Here is a 20,524-nt window from a genome sequence, read left to right on the forward strand (position 1 = left end):
ATCACCACTCACGAGGCTTTCAGAGGATTTCGATGACACGGACCTTCGGCGGACGGTTCGGGAAACTGATATCGGTCCACCGGTTGATTCTCACGTCGGCGCCGTTGCTGTCGTAGTAGATCAGGTCGTTGTTGCCGGTGTAGATCCTGTCGATCCACCAGCCGCCGAAGCCGATCCTCCCGCGGTTGGCGTAGCAGTCGACGCTGGTGCTCCCGCCGAGGTGGGACCAGATCTTCAGGAAGTTCTCCCCGTCCCGGCACGGGATGTGGTCGATGGCGAACGAGGTGCCTGTCGGCACCAGCATGCTGAACGCGGCGGCAGCGGCGGCCGCCGCTGCCAGGACACGCCGGGCCGCCTTCTTGCTCGAGATCACCTAATTCTCCTTTGAACGAAATGACGAAAGGAGTGTGCTTCGTGCGGAACCGAGCATCTCGATCAAGGGAGGAAAGTGTCAATTTCCCGCGGTTTCGCGGGTCCGTTGAGACAGGCAAGTCTGGCCGACCGGGCAGGCTTCGCCGCTCAGAATTCGACGTACATCTTGATGTCGCCGAAGTCGCTGTCGAGGTTGTCCAGATGCGCGATGGCGTCCTCTTTCCAGACTTCGAGCTGGTTGGTCTCGCCGAAAGTGAGCTGTTCGCCGTCGGCGACCTTGTTGGCGTAGTTCGTGATCGTGACCGTCTGCCCCCGGCAGAACTCGACGCGCTCCAGGAACCTGTCCGCCATGTCGGGGTCGAAGACGCGGCCCATCCGGACGTAGCCGTTGTTGATGTGCTCCTCGCAGTAGAAATGCGCCGCGGCCGACGCGATCCACTCGGTCAGTGAAGGGTCGCGAGGCGGCCACTTCTCGCGGACGTGCGACTTGATCTCCCTGGCGAGCCGGATGACGCGGCGCCGTTCGAGATCGGTCAGCCCGTCCTCCTTGCGGAAGTCGAGGATCATGTCGTCGACGATCTTGGCCAGTCTGAGGACGCGCGGTTTGTCGAGTTCGGCCGGCTTGTCCGGCGGCAGCCCCGCCATGACCCTCTCGTGCACCAGGACGTACTGCGTGTACGCGTACAGGAAGGTCAGGGCGTTCAGCTGCCATTGGTGTCGTTCGGCGATCTCCACGGCTCCGACCCTAACCGCGCACCTACTTCCGGACCTGTGGAAACGGCGGGGATTCACCCTATGCTCTCTTCTTCGTCCACGGCTGGGAGGCAGGAACCGTGCAGAGGATCGCGAAGGTCGTTGTGAGCGTGCTGGGTGCCGGGCTGATGCTCGCGGCCGGTACCGGGACGGCGTCGGCGGAGGCCGTGCCGCCGAAGGTCACGAAGGGGCCGTGCCAGTACACGGAGACCCCGGAGGAGCCGGCCGCGCGGCCCGTCCCGCTGCCGCCGGACCCTCGGCACACGCCGAGCCGGGGCACGGTGCCGGTACAACTGAAGACCAACCAGGGCAAGATCGACCTGACCCTCGATCGGGCGAAGGCGCCGTGCACGGTGCAGAGTTTCCTGCATCTGGCGGTGCACCGGTTCTACGACCGCACGACCTGTCACCGGCTGACGGCGTACCCCACGCTGAAGGTGCTGCAGTGCGGTGACCCGAGCGGCACCGGCGAGGGCGGCCCCGGCTACAAGTACAAGGACGAACTGCCCGTCGGCCTGCCGCCCGCGCCGACCGACCCGACCGGCGCGCGGAAGGTGTACGCCCGCGGCGTCCTCGCGATGGCCAACGCGGGCCCGGCGACGAACGGCAGCCAGTTCTTCGTGGTGTACGGCGATTCCGCGCTGCGCCCGAACTACACGATCTTCGGCACCGTCGGCCCGGACGGTCTCGAAACCCTCGACAAGGTCGCCGCGGGCGGCGTCCAGCCCACGCCGGAGAACCCCGCGCCGGTCGACGGCGCCCCGGTCCTGAAGACCGACATCCTGCGCGCCCGCCCCTGGTACTGCTGACCCCCTATGCGTTTCGTCCTCTGGATGCGGTAGTTGGCAGTACGAACTACCGCATCCAGAGGACGAAATACGGGCGGGGAGGGGGCGTCAGGTGACCTCGAAGATGGCTTCGCGCAGGGCATGGGTGGCGCCGGTGAAGGCGTGCTTCGCGGCGGCCCCGTAGCCGATGATGAGTCCTTCGCGCTGGGGCTCGCCGATCCAATAGCCGCTGAGTCCTTCGAGCCCGATCGCGCGGCGGCGGCAGGCGGCCATCACCTCCATCTCCCGGGGCAGCTCGCCCGGGAACTGGAGCACCAGGTGCACCCCCGCCGAGATGCCCTGCGGCAGCACGGAATCCGGCAAGGCCGCGAGCAGGCGGTCCCGCCGGGAGCGGTATTCGGCGCGGCATCGGCGGATGTGCCGGTCGTAGGCGCCCGATTCGATCAGTTCGGCCATCGCGAGCTGGTCCAGCAGCGCGGGCCGGGCCCCGCTCGCGGCCAGCGCCGCGCGCACCGGCTCGACCAGGAACCGCGGCAGCACCATCCACCCCAGTCGCAGCGACGGCGCGAGCGTCTTGCTCGTCGTCCCCACGTACACGACCCGTTCGGGCGCCAGCGCCTGCAACGCCCCGACCTGCTGATGGTCGAACCGGAACTCGCCGTCGTAGTCGTCCTCGATGACGACGGCGCCGGTCTCCGCCGCCCAGCGGGTGAGTTCCGCCCGCCGCCCCGGGGCGAGGGTGACTCCCAGCGGGTACTGATGCGCCGGGGTGACCACCACCGCCGGACTGTCCAAAGCGGACACCGTGATCCCGTGATCGTCCACCGGGACACCGGTCACCCTGGGCCCGTTGGCCGCGGCGATCTCCCGGTAGATGTGCAGCGACGGGTTCTCGAACGCGATCTCGTCCGCCCCGCGCGCGTGCAGGACCCGGGCCAGCACCGCCATCGCGTGCGAGAACCCGGCGCACACCAGGATGCGCTCGGGATCGGCGACGACGCCGCGGCTGCGGGCGAGATACGCGGCGAGTGTCTCCCGCAGTTCCGCCGCCCCGGATTCGGCCGTGTAGTCGAACGCCGACATCGGCGCCCGGTGCAGCGCCCGCCGGGTCGCCGCAAGCCAGGCCGCCCGGGGGAAGGCGGACAGATTCGGCCTGCCGGGACGCAGGTCCCAGCGCGGCGCCGGATCGCGCGGGGCGGGCCTCGGTGGTGACGCGGGCAGCGCGCCCGCCGTCGCGACGCGGGTCGGTGCGCCCTGCGAGGTCCGCAGATAGCCCTCGGCGGCGAGGTCGGCGTAGACCCGGGTGACCGTTCCCCGCGCCACTCCGAGGTCCTGTGCCAAGGCCCTGGTCGAAGGCACCGCCGCGCCCGCCTGCCAGCGTCCCTCCCGGATGGCCGAGCGGATCGCCGCGGCGAGTCCGGTCCGGCCGCTCTCGGGACGCCAGTCCAGATGGACGTCTATTCCCGAACTGGACCACGATTCTGCCATGTGACTGGACCATACTCGTGGGCCAGTTGTCGCTAGATTCAAGGTCATGACCAAGCGAATCCACGTGGGCAAACGGGTGCCCGAGATCTACCAGGCCATGGCCAAACTGCAGGCCGAAGTCGAGAAGGCCGCCGCCAACGCCGGTGTCGACCAGAAGATCCTCGAATTGGTGAAGATGCGTTCCTCGCAGATCAACCACTGCGCGTTCTGTCTCGACATGCACTCCCACGACGCGCTGCAGATGGGGGAATCGCCGCGTCGGCTGTTCGTGCTGCAGGGCTGGCGCGAGACCGAACTGTTCACCGAACAGGAGCGGGCCGCGCTCGCGCTCACCGAGGCGATCACGAACGTGGCGACCCTGCACGAGGTCCCGGACGACGTCTACGAAGAGGCCACGCGCGTCTTCACCGAGGAGCAGTACCGCGCGGTCGTGTGGGAGGCCATCGCGATCAACAGCTGGAACCGGATGTGCGTGACCAGCCACGCCCCGCTGCCCGAGCGCGCCGAATGACCACGGCACGGCTCCGGGAACTGCACGTCGCGGGCACGCCGCTGCTCCTGCCGAACGCGTGGGACGCCGACAGCGCGCGTCTCGTCGAAGCCGCCGGGTTCCCCGTCGTGGCGACGAGTTCCTTCGCCATCGCCAAGGCTCTCGGGTACGACGACGGGGAGGCCGCGCCTGTCGAGGAGATGTTCGCGGCGGCCACGAGGATCGCGCGAGCGGTCTCGGTGCCGGTGACGGTCGATGTCGAGTCCGGTTACGGCCTCGAAGCGGGAGACCTCGCGGCGAGGCTCGCCGAGGCGGGGGCGGTCGGCTGCAACTACGAGGACACCGATCACGTCGCGGGCGGACTTCGGTCGCTGGAGACACAGGCGGATCAGATCGCGAAGTTGCGTGAGGCCGCCGGAGACGCGTTGGTGATCAACGCCCGCGTCGACGTCTTCGTGAGCGCCTCCGACGAGCGTGCCGTACTGGACGAGGCGATCGTGCGGGCCAAGGCGTATTTCGAAGCGGGCGCGGACTGCGTCTACCCGATCCTGGCGAAGTCGCCGGAAGTGCTGGGCGACTTCGTCAAGGCGGTCGCGCCCGGTGCGGTCAACGCCATGCCGCTTCCCGGCGGCCCCGATCTCTCCGCGCTCGCCACACTGGGGGTGGCGCGGATCTCGCTGGGCACCGGGCTGTGGAAGTCGGTCCGCGCCGATCTCCGGGCGAAACTGACCGAACTGGCGGCGGGGAAGCTGCCGTATTAGGGAAATGGGAACCGGGGCGTGCGGCCGGGGGGCGTAAAGGATGCCCGGCCGCACGCCCCGGCGACTAGTGGGCGATCGCCTTTTCTGCGCCCGCACCGGTGAGGGAGCGGACCTCCATCTCGGCGTACTTCTTCTGGTTGTGCTCCTTCGACAGGACCGTGCCGAGCCAGCCGAGGAAGAACGCGACCGGGATCGAGACGAGGCCGGGGTTGTCGAGCGGGAACCAGTGGAAGTCGACGCCCTGGATCATCGAGGCGCTCTTACCGGTCTTCGGGTCCACGGGCTTCCCCGAGACCGCCGGCGAGAAGACGATCAGCAGGACACAGACCGCGAGACCGCCGTAGATGCTCCACAGCGCGCCCTGGGTGTTGAAGCGTTTCCAGAACAGCGAGTACAGGATGGTCGGCAGGTTCGCCGATGCCGCGACAGCGAACGCGAGTGCCACCAGGAAGGCGATGTTCTGCCCGTTGGCGAGGATGCCGCCGAGGATCGCGACGGCGCCGATCACCAGCGCCGTGATCCGGGCGACCTTCACCTCCGAGGCCGGGGACGCCTTGCCCTTCTTGATCACGTTGGCGTAGACGTCGTGCGCGAACGACGCCGACGCCGTGATCGTCAGGCCCGCGACCACCGCGAGGATCGTCGCGAAGGCGATCGCCGCGATCAGGCCGAGCAGGATCGGCCCGCCCAGTTCGAGCGCCAGCAGCGGAGCGGCCGAGTTCACGCCACCCGGCGCCGCCTTGATCTTGTCCGACCCGACGAGCGCGCCGGCGCCATAGCCGAGCACAAGGGTGAACAGGTAGAAGATGCCGATCAGCGCGATCGCCCAGACCACCGAACGACGGGCTTCCTTCGCGGTCGGCACGGTGTAGAAGCGCATCAGGACGTGCGGCAGACCCGCGGTACCGAGCACCAGCGCGATGCCGAGGGAGAGGAAGTCGAGTTTGGTCGTGCCGGTCTTCCCGTACTGGTTACCCGGCCCGAGCAGCGCTTCACCGGCCTTGCCCGCCTTGTCCACGGCACCCTGCAGCAGCCCGGAGAAGTTGAAGCCGTACAGCGCGAGCACCCAGACCGTCATCGCCAGCGCACCGGCGATCAGCAGCGCGGCCTTGATGATCTGCACCCAGGTGGTGCCCTTCATGCCGCCGATGAGCACGTAGGCGATCATGATGATGCCGACGATCACGATGATCGCGGCCTGCCCGGCCTTGCTCTCGATCCCGAGCAGCAGCGCGACGAGGCCACCGGCACCCGCCATCTGCGCGAGCAGATAGAAGAACGAGACGGCCAGGGTGGACGTCGCCGCCGCGGCCCGTACCGGGCGCTGCTTCATCCGGAAGGCCAGCACGTCGCCCATGGTGAACTTGCCGGTGTTGCGCAACAGTTCCGCCACCAGCAGCAGCGCGATCAGCCACGCGACCAGGAAGCCGATGGAGTAAAGGAAACCGTCGTAGCCGTAGACGGCGATCGCACCCGCGATCCCGAGGAACGACGCGGCGGACAGGTAGTCGCCCGCGATGGCGACGCCGTTCTGCGGACCGGTGAACGCGCGGCCGGCGGCGTAGTAGTCCGACGCGGTCTTCGTGTTCCGGCTGGCCCGGAACACGACGAACAGCGTGACCAGGACGAAGAGACCGAAGATGGTGATGTTGAGCGCGGGGCTGCTGCCCTCGACTCCGGCGGCGAGGGTCATTTGGTCTCACTCTCGATGTCCGTGCGGATCTTCTCCGCGATGGGGTCGAGTTTCTTGTTCGCGTAGCGGACGTAGAGCCCGGTGATCAAGAAGGTCGATACGAACTGCAACAGGCCGAAGACGAGGCCGACGTTGATGTTGCCGAAGAGCTTCGTGCTCATGAAGCCGTGCGCGTAGTCGGCGAGCAGCACGTACAGCAGGTACCAGACGAGGAACAGCGCCGACACCGGGAACACGAACCGGCGCAGCCGTGAACGCAGCTCCTTGAACTCGGCGCTGTCGTGGGCCTTGTCCCAATCGGTCTCAGGCGGACTGGGTGCGTCCGTTTCGGTGCTCATGGTGGTCTCCTTGCTGTCCACGAGAACGAGCACGGCCGGGGGACCGGGGGAAGCCCGATGCATCCGTACGCACATCGTCTTCCCTTCGCCGCGCCGCGAATGTGTTCCGCGCCACGTTAAGGAGGGCTCAAGCGGACCGGAACCGTCAGCGGTTCAAACGCCTGCCGAGACGACGAACGGTCGACGAACGGTACTCAGACCACGACGAAGGGGTTTCGGCTGTGCGATCGTCCAGATGCAGCCGCAACATGGCGGCGGTTGACCAGGAAGGAGGCCTGCCCCGTAAGGAAACCACGAGCATTACGCCGAATGCCAGTGGAACCGACCACGGGGCGGGCTGCGACACCAGGATCGCGGGCAGGCCGCTCAGCGCGGGCCCGAACAGGGCCACGAGGATCGAGCCGGAGGACGCGACCAGTCCGGTGAGGACACCGCTGATCGCGCCCGCCGCGGTCAGCCGGTTCCACCAGATGCCGAGTACCAGCAAGGGACAGAACGTCGACGCGGCCACGGTGAAGCCCCAGGTGACGAGCACGCCCGCGTCCAATCTGGCCGAGGGCAGCGCGAGCAGGACCATCACCGCCGCCGCGCCGAGCACCGACCAGCGCAGCCGCCGCAGCCCGCCCGGCATCAGGTCGTGCGCGACCGCGCCGGAGATCACCAGCAGGAGCCCGAGCGACGTCGCGAGGAACGCGGCGAACGCGCCCGCCGTCAGCAGCCCGGTGAACAGCGAACCGGCCCAGCCCTGGTCGACCTGCGACGGCAGCGCGACGACGACGAGGTCGGTCGCGCCGGAGACGTACAGCTCGGGCACGAGCACCCGGCCGAGCACTCCGTAAATCCCTGGGAACAGGTAGAAAACGCCGAGCAGGGCGACGGTGATCGCCGCCGTCCGGCGGGCGGCGCGGCCGTCGGGGCTGGTGTGGAAGCGCATCAGGACATGCGGCAGGCCCATGGTGCCGAGCATGGTCGCGATCAGGATCGCCCAGGTCCCGAGCAGCGGGTAGCCGTGGTCGCCGAGGTCGAGCAGCGGCCGCTGCCAGTCCGGCCCGCCCAGCGGGGCGCCACCGCGGACGGCGGGAACCGGTGTGCCCTTGGCGAATTCCAGTACCTCACCGCTCCTGGCGGTCAGTTCTCCCGGCGGCACAACGCGTTTCTCCGGGCTGAGCAGGGTGGTCGGCTCGCGCAGGGTCAGCGTCACGTCGATCTCGAACGACAGCTGGGTATCGCGGGCGAAGTGGGTGAACTCCACCGGATGCACCGAAGCCGACCGCTCCTCTGGCGAGATCTGGGAGACCAGCCAGATCGCGGGGATGAGGAACAGCAGCAGTTTCAGCACGAACTGGAACGCCTGGACGTAGGTCGCCGCGCGCATCCCGCCGAGCGCCAGTGTCGCGCTGACCGCCGTGCCCGCGATGACGACACCGACCCAGTACGGCGTCCCGCCGACCGCGGTGAGCACCAGCCCCGCGGTGCGGAACTGCGGTACCAGGTAAAGGGTTCCGATCACGAGGACGACGATGGCGGCGAGGCGGCGCAGCGCGGGCGAGGCGAGCCGGGCTTCGGCGAAGTCCGGCACGGTGAGCGCGCCGGATCGCCGCATCGGCGCCGCGACGAGCACCAGCATCGCGATGTAGCCCGCGGTGAACCCGACCGGATACCAGAGCGCGCCGATACCGTCCTTCACCACCAGCCCGGCGACGCCGAGGAACGACGCCGCGGACAGGTATTCGCCGGAGACCGCGGCGGAGTTGACCAGTGGCGAGATCCGGCGGGAGGCGACGAGGAAGTCCGACGTCGTGCGCATGGCGGCGACCCCGCGCAACCCGATCAGCAGGGTGATCAGGACGACGGGGGCCACCGACAGCACCGCGACCACTAGTCGTCCTCGATCTTTTCCGCCCGGCGCAGTTGCCACCACGACAGCAGCGCCATCGCGGGATACGGCAGGATCGCGATCATCAGCCAGGACAGCGGGATGTCCAGCAGCCGCACCGAATCCAGCCCGGGGAACAGGCCGAACACCAGCGGCAGCCCGAAGACCAGCCCGAACATCCCTGCCAGCGCGGGGAGCCCGCGACGGCGCTGGGCCCGGTAGAGCCTGTCGGCGCGTTCGGCGTCGTTCGCCGCCAGCCGGGGCACCCGCCAGCGGCCGCGCGACCGGCGCCGCGAATGCGCGAGCCGGGTCTGCGGACTGGTGACGGCGACCCGTTTGACGCGGCTCACCGCCGGTTCCCCGGGCCAAGTTCACCGCGTTGCGCGGCGGCGAGCAGCCTGTCGCGCAGGTCACGCGCGTGGCGGCGGCTCACCGGCACGTCACCGGCCTCGGTATGCGCGAGCAGTCCGCCGGTGGTGTCGCTGCGCAGTTCCAGTACCGCGTCGACGGCGAGCAGGAAGCCGCGATGCACGCGGGTGAATCCCGTCCCCTCCCAATACTCTTCGAGCCGGGAGATGGGCATTCGCGTGACGTGGACGCCGGATTTCGTGTGCAGACGGACGTAGTCACCGTGGGCCTCGACGAACTGGACTTCGTCGCGCCGGACGTAGCGCGTGCGGCCGCCGGATTCCACCGGCAGCGCGGACATCGCGTCCGGCGCGGGCTTCTGCTCTTCGGCCTGGTTGCCCGCCATCCGGACCACTTTGGACAGTGCGGCGGACAGCCGTTCCGCGCGGACCGGTTTGAGCAGGTAGTCGACCGCGCCGATACCGTAGGCGGTCACGGCGTGGCCGTCGTGCGCGGTGACGAACACGATCACCGGCGGCTCGTTCAGCCGGGCCAGCAGCGAGGCGAGTTCGAGCCCGTCGAGTCCCGGCATGGAGATGTCGAGGAAGACGGCGTCGAAGTGACTGCCCTGCAACAGTTTGAGCGCGTTGAGCGCGTCACCGGCCGCGACCACCTCGGCGACTTCCGGCGCTTCGCGCAGCAGGCTGCACAGTTCGTCGAGGGCGGGCGGCACGTCGTCGACCGCCAGTACCCGGAGCCCGTTCGTCACGGCAGCACCCCCGGCTGGAAACGGGGCACGCGCACCACGACCCGGGTGCCCGCGCCGACCTCGGTTTCGACCGTCAGTCCGTACCATGGCCCGTAGACACTGCGCAGTCTCTTGTCCACATTGGCCAGTCCGACGCCGTCGTCGCCGCGCCCGGCCAGGATCGCCGCCGCGCGGGCGGGGTCCATGCCGAGTCCGTCGTCCTCGACGCTGATCACGCAGTCGTTCCCTTCCGCCATTCCCTGTACCTGGATGAACCCCGCCTCGGAGCGCGGTTCGATCCCGTGCCGGATCGCGTTCTCCACCAACGGTTCCAGCACGAGATACGGCACCGCGACGGCCAGCACCTCCGGCGCCACCCGCACCTGGACCCGCAACCGTTCGCCGAGGACCGCCCGCTGCAGCGCCAGGTAGGTCTCGATGGCGCGGAACTCCTCGGCGACCATCGTGTACTCGCCGTGCCGGGCGAGGCTGTAACGCGTGTACTCGGCGAAGTCGAGCATCAGGTCGCGCGCGCGATCCGGATCGGAGCGGACCAGCGAGGAGATCACGGTGAGCGCGTTGTAGACGAAGTGCGGCGAGATCTCGGCCCGCAGCGCGCGCAGTTCCGCCTCCGCGGCCTGCTCGGCGGACGCCTCCAGCCGCCCGCGTTCGAGCGCGTGGACGACGAGTTCGGCGGCCTGGCGGGCGACGGCGGTCTTTCCTTCGGTGACCAGGAGGACACCGGCGAGTTCGTCGTGGACGTGCAGCGGCAGCGCCAGCAATCCGGGCTCGGACACCGGTGTCTCGGAGTGGAGGACCTCGTCGAGCGCCGCCACGACGACGTCGTCGGCAGCGGGACGGCCGGACCAGATCAGCGAACCGGAGAGGTCGGTCAGCCCGAGGCCGGGGACGCCGAACAGCCGCCGGAGACCGTGCGTCGCGTGGCGGACGCGGGGGCCGGCGAGGCCGTCCATGAGATCGTCGGAGACCCGTTGGGCGGCGGCGAGTACCGGCACCGGATCGGCGGCCGGGACGGTGCGCCAGGGCAGGCGGGTGCTCATCGGCCACCTCCCTCCGCGACGTCGAGGGCTAGATCCTAACGTCGGTGGGTGGTTCCGGCGGTTACGCTCCGGGCATGGTCGTTGGGGATGCCGTGGTGCTCCGGCTCGACGTCGTGATGCGACGGCTCGCGCTCGTCGGATTCGTGGTCTTCGGCGCGGGCGGGTTGGCGGCCGTCGTCGTGTCGCTGGCCGGGCTGGCGCGGGACATCGGCTATGGCCTGCTGTTCGGCCTGCTCAGCTTGGGGTTCGCGGGGCTGATCCTGCTCGGGTTGCGGCGTTCGGCGGGATCGCTGGTGATCTCCGCTGCGGGGTTCTCGGTTCCGGGGGTTTTCGAGGTCCGGTGGACCGAGGTCACGCGGCTGCGGGTGTGGCGGGAGAAGCGGCGGGTGGGGCGGTGGATGCACTGGTGGCACTACCGGCTCGAATGGACCGGTTCCGGGCCGGATCTCCTGCTTGAGGGTGACGAGTACGCGTACGCGCTGGGTCACCTGGGTGGGGGCGCCAGGCTGTATGCGGCCCTCACGCTCTTCGCGCCTGCTGGAGTGGTCGAGCTCGCGGAGTGAGTGGGTCCCGAACGCCATGAAAGGTCCTTTCCTTGCAAATTTTGCAAGGAAAGGACCTTTCATGGCGTTACCGAAACGCGTCAGCAGCTCTGCTTGTAGAAGTACTGCGCGTTGGCGTCCATGTTCGCCTTGGTGATGGAGTGCAGCGAAGCGGTCAGGTTGCGCGTGACCGGCTTACCCTCCAGCGCCGCGATGGCCTGCTGCACACCCTGCTGCCCGATGGCGGCCGGGTCCTGCGCGATCAGGCCTTGGTACTCGCCCTTGCGCAGGCCCTCGATCTCCGACGGCGAGGCGTCGAAGCCGATCAGGTTGACCGCGCCGATCTTGCCCGCGTTCCGCAGGCCGGTCGCGGCGCCCTCGCCGGTGTTGAGGTTCGTCGCGAAGATGCCGATCAGGTCCGGGGTGGACGCGAGCGCGGCGGTCACCTTGGACGCGGCCTGGTCCGGCTCGTTCTGGGTGAACTGCACGCCCGCCGACTTCAGGTTCGGGTAGTTCTTCAGCTCGTCCTCGAAGCCCTTCGCGCGGGTGTTCGTGGTCGAGGTGCCCGCGATGGTGTCGAGCACGAGCACCGAACCGGTCTTGCCCGCGGCCAGTTCCGCCATCGTCTTCGCGGCGAGCTTGCCGCCCTCGGCGTTGTCCGAGGAGATGGACGACTCCGCGACGCTGGTGTCCTTCAGCGCGGTGTCGACCTCGATGACCTTCGCGCCACGCGACTTGACCTGCTGGATCGGCGCGAGCATCGCCTGCGCGTCGGTCGGCGCGATCAGCAGCGCGGCGGGCGGGTTGGAGCCGAGCGCGTTGACGAGCTGGGTCTGCATGGCGGCGTCGAACTTCTGCGGCGCCTGCGTGGTGAGCTCGTAGCCCGCCTTCTTGGCTTCGGCCTCGGCGCCGCACTGCATCGAGATGTAGAACGGCTCGGCCTGCACACCCGGGATCAGCGACAGTTTCTTGCTGGTGGTCTTGGCGCCGGAGTCGCCCGACGACGATCCGCCGACGGTGCCGCCGCCGCAGGCGGTCAGCAGGAGAGCCGCGGAAACGGCGGCACCGGTGACGAGCAGGGTCTTCTTCATGGTGATTGCACCTCTTTGTGCTCGGATATGAATTGACGTTGCGAAGCAGTTCCGTCGAGGTGGTGGTGGGGCGGGGAGGGTCAACGAGAATTGCGGCGACGACGGCGCCGCTGGTCGAACCAGACCGCGGCGATCAGCACCGCGCCGACCGCGATCATCTGCCAGAAGTCCTGGACCTGCGTGATGTTGAAGCCCTTCTTCAGCACGGCCGGGATGAACACGCCGATCACCGTGCCCAGCACCGAACCGACACCGCCGAAGAGGCTCGTGCCACCCATCACCGTCGCGGCGATGGCGTTGAGGTTGTCCGTGGTGTGCGCCGAAATCGTCGTCGACGCGTAGTACGCCAGCGAGAGGAAACCGGCGATACCGGCGAGGAAACCGGTGAGCGTGTACACCTTCAGCAGATGCGCGGTCACCCCGATCCCCGCCCGGCGCGCGCCCTCGGCGTTGGAGCCGACGGCGAAGGTGTAGCGGCCGAATTTGGTGGTGTGCAACAGCCAGGCACCGATCAGGGTGATCACCACGGCCACCAGCACCAGGTTCGGCACCCCGCCGAACGAGGTCCCGTAGCCGAGTGTCTTGTTGAGCTCGGTCGGCACGCTGCGCACGTCGGACCCGTTGTTCAGCAGGTACGCGGCACCGAGTGCGGCACCCATCGTGCCGAGCGTGACGATCAGCGGCGGGATGTTGGCCACCGCGATCAGGAAACCGTTGATGAGGCCCCAGATCGTGCCCGCGACGACGGCCGCCACGAGCCCGGCGGTGATGACGCCCCAGCCGGCCTTCGTCGCGTCGCCGTCCGGGCTCAGCGCCTCCATCGTCTTGCCCGCCACCATGCCCGCGAAGATCAGCACGGAACCGACCGAGAGGTCGATCCCCGACGTGATGATCACGAACGTCATGCCGACCGAGAGCACCAGCAGCACCGAGGTCTCGATGAGCAGCGTCTGGAAGGTGAACAACGTCGCGAACTCGGCGGGCGCGATCGCGGTGAACACGATGACGAGCGCCAGCAGCACCAGCGCGATCCAGAAGGTGTTGGCCCCGATCAGCCGCTGGCCGATCGACCGCCTGCCGAAGCCACCGTCCACAGTGGTCTGGATCCCGGGGTCCTTCTTCGCCGGAGTGGACACGGTCACGCCGCCTCCTCTTGTACGAGCGCCCCGGTCATGGCGGCGACCAGGTCTTCGAGTTTCGTGTCGGCGCCGGTGAACCGGGCGACGCGCTTGCCGAGCCGCAGTACTTCGATGCGGTCGGACACCGAAAGCACCTCCGGCATGTTGTGGCTGATCAGGACGACGGCGATGCCCTTGTCCCGCACCTTCTTGATCACGTCCAGCACGCGTTCGCGCTGCACCACGCCGAGCGCCGCCGTCGGCTCGTCCATGAACACGACCTTCGAGGCCCACACGACCGAGCGCGCGACCGCGACGCTCTGCCGCTGCCCACCGGACAGCGAGCCGATCGGGACGTCGGGACTCTGCAAGGTCACGCCGAGCCGCTGGAACTCGTCCACGGCCTGGCGGCGCATCTCCTTCTTGTCCAGCATCCCCAGCTTGCCGAGGATCCCCTTGCGGTGGATCTCCCTGCCGAGGAACAGGTTCGCGGCCGGGTCGAGTTCCGGTGCGACCGCGAGGTCCTGGTACACCGTCTCGATTCCCATCCGCCGGGCCGTGGTGGGGGAGTCCAGCACCACCTCGGAGCCGTCGAGCAGGATCTTGCCCGACGTCGGCTGCTCCGCGCCGGACAGGCATTTGACCAAAGTGGACTTCCCGGCGCCGTTGTCGCCGATCAGCGCGGTGACCTCACCGGCCCGCGCCTGGAACGACGCGCCGCGCAGCGCTTCCACCGAACCGTAGCGTTTGACCAGGTCCTGTGCGTCGAGCAGGAGTTCGCTCACGACCGCTCCCTCTTCTCCGGTGCCGGTGGCCTGCAGCGGATGACCGTGACGTCGCCTTCCACGCCTGCCTGACCGGCGTCGTACGGGACCACGTAGGTCTCGCCCTTGCTCAGTGCGTACTCGCCGCCGTGTTCGGTGCGGAGCGTCCCCGAACCGTCCATGACGACCAGTACCGCGAACGACGGATCCAGTGACAACGTTGTCGACCTACCGGAAACAGCGGGACGGAGCTGATCGGCGCGGAAGAACGCGTCACTGCCGTCGGCGAGCAGGTCCACAGTGGACGCCGCGTCTGCCGCGGTGCGCTTGACGATCGAGCCGAGCCGTTCTTCGTCCCAGCCCGAGGTGTCCAGCGTCTCGATGGCGGTTTCGAACCCGATCCCGAGATGTGCCTTCTCCGGGTTCGCCAGGAAGTCGCGCCACTCCAGCGTCAGCGAGAAGTCGGTCGGCTGCTGGAGTTCGACGACGAACACGCCCTCGCCGATGGCGTGCGGCAGGCCCGCCGGGATGTACACCGTGTCGCCGGGCGTGACCGCGACGCTGTTCAGCGCCCCGATCATGGCGGGCGCGTCCTGGGTGCGGGCCCATTCGTTGACCGTCGCTTTGTCGACGGTCTCCCGGAAGCCGGGGTAGACGCGCGGGTCGTCGCCGTAGGTGCCGACCACGATCCACGCCTCGGTCTTGCCGAAATGCGAGTCGAAGTGCCGCCGGGCGAACGCGTCCGACGGGTGGAAGTGCACCGGCAGCCGCTGGCCCGCGTCGAGCAGTTTCACCAGCAGTCCGGTGGAGTCGCCGAGTGCCTCGACGTGTTTGGCGCCGAGCCAGGCGTTCGGGTTCTCGCGGACGGCGTCGCGCAGCCAGACCCCGCTCGGGAGCTTGGTCAGGCCGTTGGTCTCCTGGCCGAACATCGTGGTCGCCGAGCCGACCCAGTCTTCGGGGCCGAACTTGCTCTCGGAAGGGGCGCCCCGCAACGCGGCGATGGCGTCCCCGCCGCGGTAGAACTGCGGCGGCTGGTTCGCCGGCAGGCGGATCGGTTCGAGGTGGCCGCTCATGAAGGGGCGACCTCCCCGGAACCGCGGGCTACGAGATGCACGGGCAGAACTACCTTTCTCGGGGCGGATTGATCTCCCTGGACCCGGGCGAACAGCAGCTCCGCGGCCGCCCGGCCCAACGCGCTCACGTCGTGCGCGATCACGGAGACCGGCGGATCGAGCAGATCCGCCAGTTCGAAGTCGTCGAAGCTGATCATCGCGGGCCGCTTTTCGGCGTGCGCGAGCGCGCGCAGCAGGTGCACGGCGACCCGGTTGTTGCCCGCGACCACCGCGGTGGCCGGATTCGGCCCGGTGAGCAGCCGCCGCACGGCGTCGCCGACACTCTCGGCGGTCGGCGTCCGCATCACGACGAGGCTCTCGTCGTAGGGGATCCCGTTGCGGACACAGCCTTCCCGGAATCCGCGCAGGCGTTCGCCCGCGGTGAAGATGTCCGGGCTGTCGGCGAGGAACGCGATCCGGCGGTGGCCGTGTTTCGCGAGATGGGCGACCGCTTCGATGGTGCCGCCGATGTTGTCGACCAGCACCGTGTCGGCCACGATGTCGCCGGCGGGCCGGTCGAGGAACACCACGGGCGTGCCCGCGCGCATCTCCGGGACCAGATAGCCGTGCTGCATCCCGGCCGGGACGACCAGGATGCCGTCGACGCGGCGGGAACAGAACTCGAGGACCAGCTCGCGTTCGCGATCGGAGTTCTCCTCCGACGAACCGGTCAGCACCTGGCGCCCGAACGAGGTCGCGATCCGTTCGACGGCCCGGTTGAGTTCCGAATAGAAGGGGTTCCCGACGTCCTCGACGATCAGGCCGATCGTCCCGGTGGTGGAACCGCGCCGCAGGTTCCGCGCGCCGAGGTTGCGCCGGAAGCCGAGCTGCTCGATGGCCGCCATGACCCGCTCGGCGGTGTCCGGATGGACGGCGGGCTCGTCGTTCACGACCCGCGAGACGGTCTTGATGCTCACCCCGGCGAGCCGGGCCACGTCACTCATCGTGGCCCGTCGGCTGGTGGTGCGGTGGCCGTTGTCCGGGCCGCTGGAAGACAACGTTGTCATAGTGGCGGGAATTGAACGCCAGCGACGCGGTGATGTCAATGCCCGGTTCGCCGGGAAGACACTTTCCGAGTTCGAACCGTTATTGCCCACCTCGATACTGGCGTGATGAGCGAGTTCTACCGGCCGGTGTCCCCGGGGCCTGCGCTGGGCGAGCCCTTCGCGCCCGCGAGGCCGTCGGACTGGCCCGGCACGGAGTCCACGGCATGGGAACCCCTGCTGCGCGCTTTCGTCACGCCTGGTCGGGTGCGGCTGATCGTCGAGACCGTCGCGGGGGCGGGGACCGTGGGCCGCGTGCGCCTGCTGATCGACGGCGATTCGCTGGCCACCGAGCTGGGCGCGGGCGAGGACGTCACCCGCGAGATGGTCGAACTGGACATCGAGGACGAGCCGACCGAGATCGTCCTGGAAGGGCTGCGGCAGTCGGGGAGCGGCACGGTCCGGGTCGCGGCTTTCGTACTCCCGCTGTCCTGAATCGGACAGGGTTTGGCGGACCTCTTGACCAGGTGGTCTGTTCTTGTCGAAGGTGAGCAGGCAGCGACAACGTTGTCAGGAGGCGGCCTTTCCCATGCCTGCACGCACTTCGACCCGCGTCGCCGGGTTGCTCACCGCGCTTGTCGTCCCGGCCGGGCTTTTCACGCCCGTCGCGGCGGCGGCGCCCGGTGGCGACCCCGTGGACGCGGTCAACACCTTCATCGGCACCAAGGACGACGGGAACACCTTCCCCGGCGCTTCGGCGCCGTTCGGGATGACGCAGGTCAGCCCGATCTCGTCGCATTACGCCGGCTATCGCTACGACGACACCGCGATCCGTGGCTTCGGGCATTTCTTCCTGTCCGGCGCGGGTTGCTGGGAGCAGGGCGGCCTCGTGTCGACCCTGCCCACCACCGGCACGGTCGGCCCCGGCGCGGCGTTCGACACGAGCAAGCCCGGGACGTTCGACCACAAGAAGTACGCGTCGCCCTACACCCACGAGGGCGAGGTCGGGAAACCCGGCTACTACAAGGTGCGGCTCACCGGCTACGGCGGCGTCGACGCGGAGACCACCGCGACCACGCGGACCGGCGTCGAGCGCTACACCTTCGCGAAATCCGGGGACGCCAACGTCTTCGTCAACGTCGGCCAGGCCAACGACAAGGAACCGGTGACGGCGAGCCAGATCCGCGTCGTCGGGGACCGGACGGTCGAAGGAATGGTGGAGTCCCAGGCGTTCTGCGGCGGGAAGCCGTACAAGACCTGGTTCACCACGACGTTCGACAAGCCGTTCAAGTCGTTCGGGACCTGGTCGCCGACGGGCGGTACGCCGGGTTCGAAGGAGTCCGCCGGCGGCGAGGGCCTGCGCGGCGCCTGGCTGACCTTCGGCGGCGGGCAGGTCACCGCGACGACGGCGATCTCCCATGTGGACGCTTCCGGTGCCCGGCTCAACCTCGCGTCCGAGAAGAACCGGTCGTTCGACGCGGTCCGCGACGGCGCCCAGCGCGCCTGGCGCAAGGAACTGTCCTCAGTGGACATCCACGGCGCGGCCAAGGACGACCGCACGGTGTTCTACACCTCGCTCTATCACGCGCTGCTGCAGCCGTTGACCGGCAACGACGCCGACGGCCGCTACCGCGGTTTCGACGACAAGATCCATCGGGCGGTGGGCTGGACGTACTACGAGTTCTTCTCGCTGTGGGACACCTATCGCACGCAGAACCAGTTGCTCGCGCTGCTGCGGCCGTCGCGGGCGAAGGACGTCGCCAAATCCGTCCTCGCGATCCACGACCAGGGCGGCTGGCTGCCGCGCTGGGCGTACGCGAACCAGGAGACGAACACGATGACCGGCGACCCGGTCACGCCGTTCCTGGTCGACCTGTGGCGGTTCGGTGCGCTGTCCGGGCAGGAACTGAAGGCGTACCAGGCGCTTTTGCAGAACTCGCGGGAGATCCCGCCCGCGTCGTCGCCGTTCCAGGGCCGTTCGGGTAACGCGAGCTACCAGAAGGACGGGTTCGTCCAGTACGACCCGGACTTCCCGAAGAAGGGGCAGGACACCGACCCGAACCACGGCGCTTCCGCCACCCTGGAGTACGCGCTCGCCGACTGCTCGCTGTCCATCATGGCCGCCGGCCTCGGCAAGACGGCGGACGCGAAAGCCCTGTCCGACAAGGCCCGCACCTATCGCACCCTGTGGGATCCCTCGGTGACCGACCGCGGTTTCACCGGGTTCTACCGGCCCAAGGTCTCCGGGGGAGACTGGTTCAGCCCGGTGGGCAAGCCGTTCGACCCGCAGAGCCAGGACGGATTCCACGAGGGCACGTCGTGGCAGTACCAGTGGCTGACCCAGCAGGATGTCCCCGGTCTCGTCGAACGCATGGGCGGCAAGGAGAACGTCGGCAAGCGGCTCGACGACTTCTTCGCCTACGGGGATCTGGTCAAGGATCCGGCGAAGACCGTGCGCGAGGAATGGGTCGTCGGCCCGTACAACTACTACAACCAGTTCCGCTACAACCCGAACAACGAGCCGGATCTGCACTCGCCCTGGATGTACACGCTGACCGGGCAGCCGTGGAAGACCTCGGCCGTGGTGCGCGCCGCGCACACGTTGTTCACCAACGCGCCGAACGGCGTCACCGGGAACGACGACCTCGGGACCATGTCCGCGTGGTACGTCTTCAGCGCGCTGGGGTTGTACCCGGCGGTGCCGGGGACCGGGCAGTTCGTGCTGAACGCGCCGAGGTTCGAGAAGTCGGTGGTGCATCTGGAGAACGGCCGCGACATCACGATCAAGGCCGACGGCGCCGACCCGGCGAAGCTCCAATACGTCCAAGGGCTGGGATCCGGTTCGCAGCGGGCGTATGTCGGCTTGGAACAATTGACGCGAGGGACCACTTTGGACTTCAAGCTCACCGCCGACGCCGCCAAGGCCACCTGGGCGAGCGGTCCGGAAGACGCGCCGAAGTCACCGTGCGCCGGGTGATCCGACTGGTTTAGACCGGTTCGTACCGGGGGTCGTGAGGAGCATCACGGCCCCCGGTGTTCCGGTGAGGGGCGTCACGCCTCACACTGGTATTACCACGTCCGACAGCGCTGTTGACGTTCTTGGCGAGTCCGCCTTGGACAGTGCTCGTCGGACGTAGTCATATGTGTACACGTAGTGGTGAGACCCCACAGGAGGAGAAAGTGTCCAGCAAGGCCGCTCTAGTATTCCGCGTGGCCGCGGTAGCCGAAGCCCTCTCCTGGGCCGGGCTGCTGGTCGGGATGTTCCTCAAGTACGCCGTCAAGCTCGGCGAGGGCGGCGTTCCCGTCCTCGGCATGGTGCACGGCGTCGTGTTCGTCCTCTACGTGCTGGTCTCCCTCTCCGTGGCGAAGCCGCTCGGCTGGCGCCCGAAGACCCTGATCCTCGCGCTGCTCTCCAGCATCCCGCCGCTGTTCACCTGGCTGTTCGAGTCCTGGGCGCTGCGCAACGGCAAGCTCGACGGCCCGCAGCGGCTGTCGCACGGCGGTGTCGGCTTGTTCACCAAGACCCCGGAAACCGTCGCGGCCTGATCTTCCTTTAAAGCGCGTGAAGGCCCCCTTCCCTCGGCTCAGCCGAGGGAAGGGGGCCTTCACGCGCTATTCGGTGAAGTCGCCGGTGGCCTTGCGGACCTTGGTGAGCAGCTCGGTCAGCTGCTCGGTCTGCTTGCCGGTGAGCCCGGTCAGCCCGAAGTCGATTTCGGTGACCGCTTTGGTGGCCTCTTCGCGGCGTACGCGGCCTTCGTCGGTGATCTCGACCAAGGTGGTGCGGCGGTCGGTCGGATGCGGGACGCGCTTGACCAGCCCGTCCTTTTCGAGCCTGTCGACGATGTTGGTGACGCTCGTCGGGTGCAGCTGCAGCCGCTCGCCCATCACGCGCATCGGCAGATGGGACGCGCGCGCGAAGGTCAGCAGGACCAGTGCCTCGTACCGGGCGAAGGTCAGTCCGTGGGGTTTGAGCGCGCCGTCCACCGCGGACTGGATGATCTGTTGCACGCGCATGATCCCGGTCACCGCGGCCATGGTCGAGGACGGCCCGATGCGGGCCTCCCACAGCTGCGCCGCGCGGGCGATCGGGTCGAACGGCAACGGACGGCTCATGGCGTTCGAAGTTACCAGCGGGTACCCGTGCCACGCCGCACGACCGGGTGTTATGCGTGGGAAAAGCGTCTGAACGAGGAGCAGA

22 protein-coding genes are annotated in these 20,524 nt (G+C 68.5%); 7 read left to right on the plus strand and 15 right to left on the minus strand.

Features of this window, described 5'->3' with window-relative positions; genetic code table 11:
- Positions 1–19 precede the first annotated feature (19 nt).
- The gene (locus SD37_RS08600; RefSeq protein WP_044852600.1) at positions 20–373 is read right to left on the minus strand and encodes a beta/gamma crystallin domain-containing protein; all 354 of its coding nucleotides are present in this window, start codon (positions 371–373) and stop codon (positions 20–22) included.
- 146 nt (positions 374–519) lie between these two features.
- Positions 520–1,107, minus strand: a complete 588-nt coding sequence (locus tag SD37_RS08605) for a hypothetical protein (protein WP_037304628.1) — start codon at positions 1,105–1,107, stop codon at positions 520–522.
- 146 nt (positions 1,108–1,253) lie between these two features.
- Here SD37_RS08605 and SD37_RS08610 point away from each other — a divergent pair, with 146 nt between their 5' ends.
- Positions 1,254–1,934, plus strand: coding sequence for a peptidylprolyl isomerase (locus tag SD37_RS08610; RefSeq protein WP_174567906.1), 681 nt, complete (start codon positions 1,254–1,256; stop codon positions 1,932–1,934).
- An 87-nt stretch (positions 1,935–2,021) separates the two neighbouring features.
- Here the strand turns inward: SD37_RS08610 and pdxR are convergent, their stop codons facing one another.
- Positions 2,022–3,401: a MocR-like pyridoxine biosynthesis transcription factor PdxR gene (gene pdxR / locus SD37_RS08615; RefSeq protein ID WP_065912764.1), complete on the minus strand. Its 1,380-nt coding sequence runs from the start codon at positions 3,399–3,401 to the stop codon at positions 2,022–2,024.
- Between the two features lie 46 nt (positions 3,402–3,447).
- Between pdxR and SD37_RS08620 the strand changes: the two genes are divergently transcribed.
- Positions 3,448–3,912 carry a carboxymuconolactone decarboxylase family protein gene (locus tag SD37_RS08620; RefSeq protein WP_044852602.1) on the plus strand — a complete coding sequence of 155 codons (465 nt, stop codon included), beginning with the start codon at positions 3,448–3,450 and terminating at the stop codon, positions 3,910–3,912.
- The gene (locus tag SD37_RS08625; protein WP_044852603.1) at positions 3,909–4,652 is read left to right on the plus strand and encodes an isocitrate lyase/PEP mutase family protein; all 744 of its coding nucleotides are present in this window, start codon (positions 3,909–3,911) and stop codon (positions 4,650–4,652) included. Before SD37_RS08620 ends, SD37_RS08625 begins: the two co-directional genes overlap by 4 nt.
- Before the next feature lie 64 nt (positions 4,653–4,716).
- Here SD37_RS08625 and SD37_RS08630 read toward each other — a convergent pair whose 3' ends face one another.
- The 6 genes from SD37_RS08630 to SD37_RS08655 form a co-directional block, all read right to left on the minus strand.
- On the minus strand, positions 4,717–6,345 hold the full coding sequence (locus SD37_RS08630) for a solute symporter family protein (RefSeq protein ID WP_044852604.1): 1,629 nt from the start codon (positions 6,343–6,345) through the stop codon (positions 4,717–4,719).
- Positions 6,342–6,683 (minus strand): DUF485 domain-containing protein, encoded by a 342-nt coding sequence (locus SD37_RS08635; protein WP_037304862.1) that lies wholly within the window; start codon positions 6,681–6,683, stop codon positions 6,342–6,344. Before SD37_RS08635 ends, SD37_RS08630 begins: the two co-directional genes overlap by 4 nt.
- Positions 6,684–6,828: 145 nt before the next feature.
- Positions 6,829–8,562 carry a sodium/solute symporter gene (locus SD37_RS08640; RefSeq protein ID WP_044852605.1) on the minus strand — a complete coding sequence of 578 codons (1,734 nt, stop codon included), beginning with the start codon at positions 8,560–8,562 and terminating at the stop codon, positions 6,829–6,831.
- Entirely contained in the window at positions 8,562–8,909 is a 348-nt protein-coding gene (locus tag SD37_RS08645; protein ID WP_044852606.1) for a membrane protein, read from the minus strand. The genes SD37_RS08640 and SD37_RS08645 overlap by 1 nt, the downstream gene beginning before the upstream one ends.
- The gene (locus SD37_RS08650; RefSeq protein WP_044852607.1) at positions 8,906–9,676 is read right to left on the minus strand and encodes a LytR/AlgR family response regulator transcription factor; all 771 of its coding nucleotides are present in this window, start codon (positions 9,674–9,676) and stop codon (positions 8,906–8,908) included. The genes SD37_RS08645 and SD37_RS08650 overlap by 4 nt, the downstream gene beginning before the upstream one ends.
- Positions 9,673–10,716, minus strand: a complete 1,044-nt coding sequence (locus tag SD37_RS08655; protein ID WP_044852608.1) for a sensor histidine kinase — start codon at positions 10,714–10,716, stop codon at positions 9,673–9,675. Before SD37_RS08655 ends, SD37_RS08650 begins: the two co-directional genes overlap by 4 nt.
- A 74-nt stretch (positions 10,717–10,790) precedes the next feature.
- On the opposite strand from SD37_RS08655, the gene SD37_RS08660 reads away from it, so the two are divergent.
- Positions 10,791–11,279 (plus strand): hypothetical protein, encoded by a 489-nt coding sequence (locus tag SD37_RS08660; protein WP_236725297.1) that lies wholly within the window; start codon positions 10,791–10,793, stop codon positions 11,277–11,279.
- A gap of 80 nt (positions 11,280–11,359) precedes the next feature.
- On the opposite strand, the gene SD37_RS08665 is transcribed toward SD37_RS08660, so the two are convergent.
- The 5 genes from SD37_RS08665 to SD37_RS08685 all read right to left on the minus strand — a co-directional run bounded on the left by SD37_RS08665 (position 11,360) and on the right by SD37_RS08685 (position 16,287).
- Entirely contained in the window at positions 11,360–12,349 is a 990-nt protein-coding gene (locus SD37_RS08665) for an ABC transporter substrate-binding protein (RefSeq protein ID WP_044852610.1), read from the minus strand.
- Between the two features lie 80 nt (positions 12,350–12,429).
- Positions 12,430–13,491, minus strand: a complete 1,062-nt coding sequence (locus SD37_RS08670) for an ABC transporter permease (protein ID WP_044852611.1) — start codon at positions 13,489–13,491, stop codon at positions 12,430–12,432.
- The gene (locus SD37_RS08675; RefSeq protein WP_044852612.1) at positions 13,488–14,252 is read right to left on the minus strand and encodes an ATP-binding cassette domain-containing protein; all 765 of its coding nucleotides are present in this window, start codon (positions 14,250–14,252) and stop codon (positions 13,488–13,490) included. The genes SD37_RS08670 and SD37_RS08675 overlap by 4 nt, the downstream gene beginning before the upstream one ends.
- Positions 14,249–15,304 carry a class I mannose-6-phosphate isomerase gene (locus SD37_RS08680; RefSeq protein ID WP_065912765.1) on the minus strand — a complete coding sequence of 352 codons (1,056 nt, stop codon included), beginning with the start codon at positions 15,302–15,304 and terminating at the stop codon, positions 14,249–14,251. Before SD37_RS08680 ends, SD37_RS08675 begins: the two co-directional genes overlap by 4 nt.
- Complete coding sequence (locus SD37_RS08685) at positions 15,301–16,287, minus strand: LacI family DNA-binding transcriptional regulator (RefSeq protein WP_044852614.1); 987 nt, start codon at positions 16,285–16,287, stop codon at positions 15,301–15,303. The genes SD37_RS08680 and SD37_RS08685 overlap by 4 nt, the downstream gene beginning before the upstream one ends.
- Before the next feature lie 168 nt (positions 16,288–16,455).
- Here SD37_RS08685 and SD37_RS08690 point away from each other — a divergent pair, with 168 nt between their 5' ends.
- The 3 genes from SD37_RS08690 to SD37_RS08700 all read left to right on the plus strand — a co-directional run bounded on the left by SD37_RS08690 (position 16,456) and on the right by SD37_RS08700 (position 19,872).
- Complete coding sequence (locus SD37_RS08690) at positions 16,456–16,821, plus strand: hypothetical protein (protein ID WP_044852615.1); 366 nt, start codon at positions 16,456–16,458, stop codon at positions 16,819–16,821.
- 94 nt (positions 16,822–16,915) lie between these two features.
- Positions 16,916–19,303 carry a GH92 family glycosyl hydrolase gene (locus SD37_RS08695; RefSeq protein ID WP_044852616.1) on the plus strand — a complete coding sequence of 796 codons (2,388 nt, stop codon included), beginning with the start codon at positions 16,916–16,918 and terminating at the stop codon, positions 19,301–19,303.
- 203 nt (positions 19,304–19,506) lie between these two features.
- Complete coding sequence (locus SD37_RS08700; protein ID WP_044852617.1) at positions 19,507–19,872, plus strand: DUF3817 domain-containing protein; 366 nt, start codon at positions 19,507–19,509, stop codon at positions 19,870–19,872.
- 66 nt (positions 19,873–19,938) lie between these two features.
- On the opposite strand, the gene SD37_RS08705 is transcribed toward SD37_RS08700, so the two are convergent.
- A complete protein-coding gene (locus tag SD37_RS08705; RefSeq protein WP_037304656.1) occupies positions 19,939–20,439 on the minus strand; it encodes a MarR family winged helix-turn-helix transcriptional regulator in 501 nt (166 codons plus the stop codon).
- Between the last annotated feature and the right edge of the window lie 85 nt (positions 20,440–20,524).

The sequence above is a fragment of the Amycolatopsis orientalis genome (assembly GCF_000943515.2).
Classification (GTDB): Bacteria; Actinomycetota; Actinomycetes; order Mycobacteriales; family Pseudonocardiaceae; genus Amycolatopsis; species Amycolatopsis orientalis.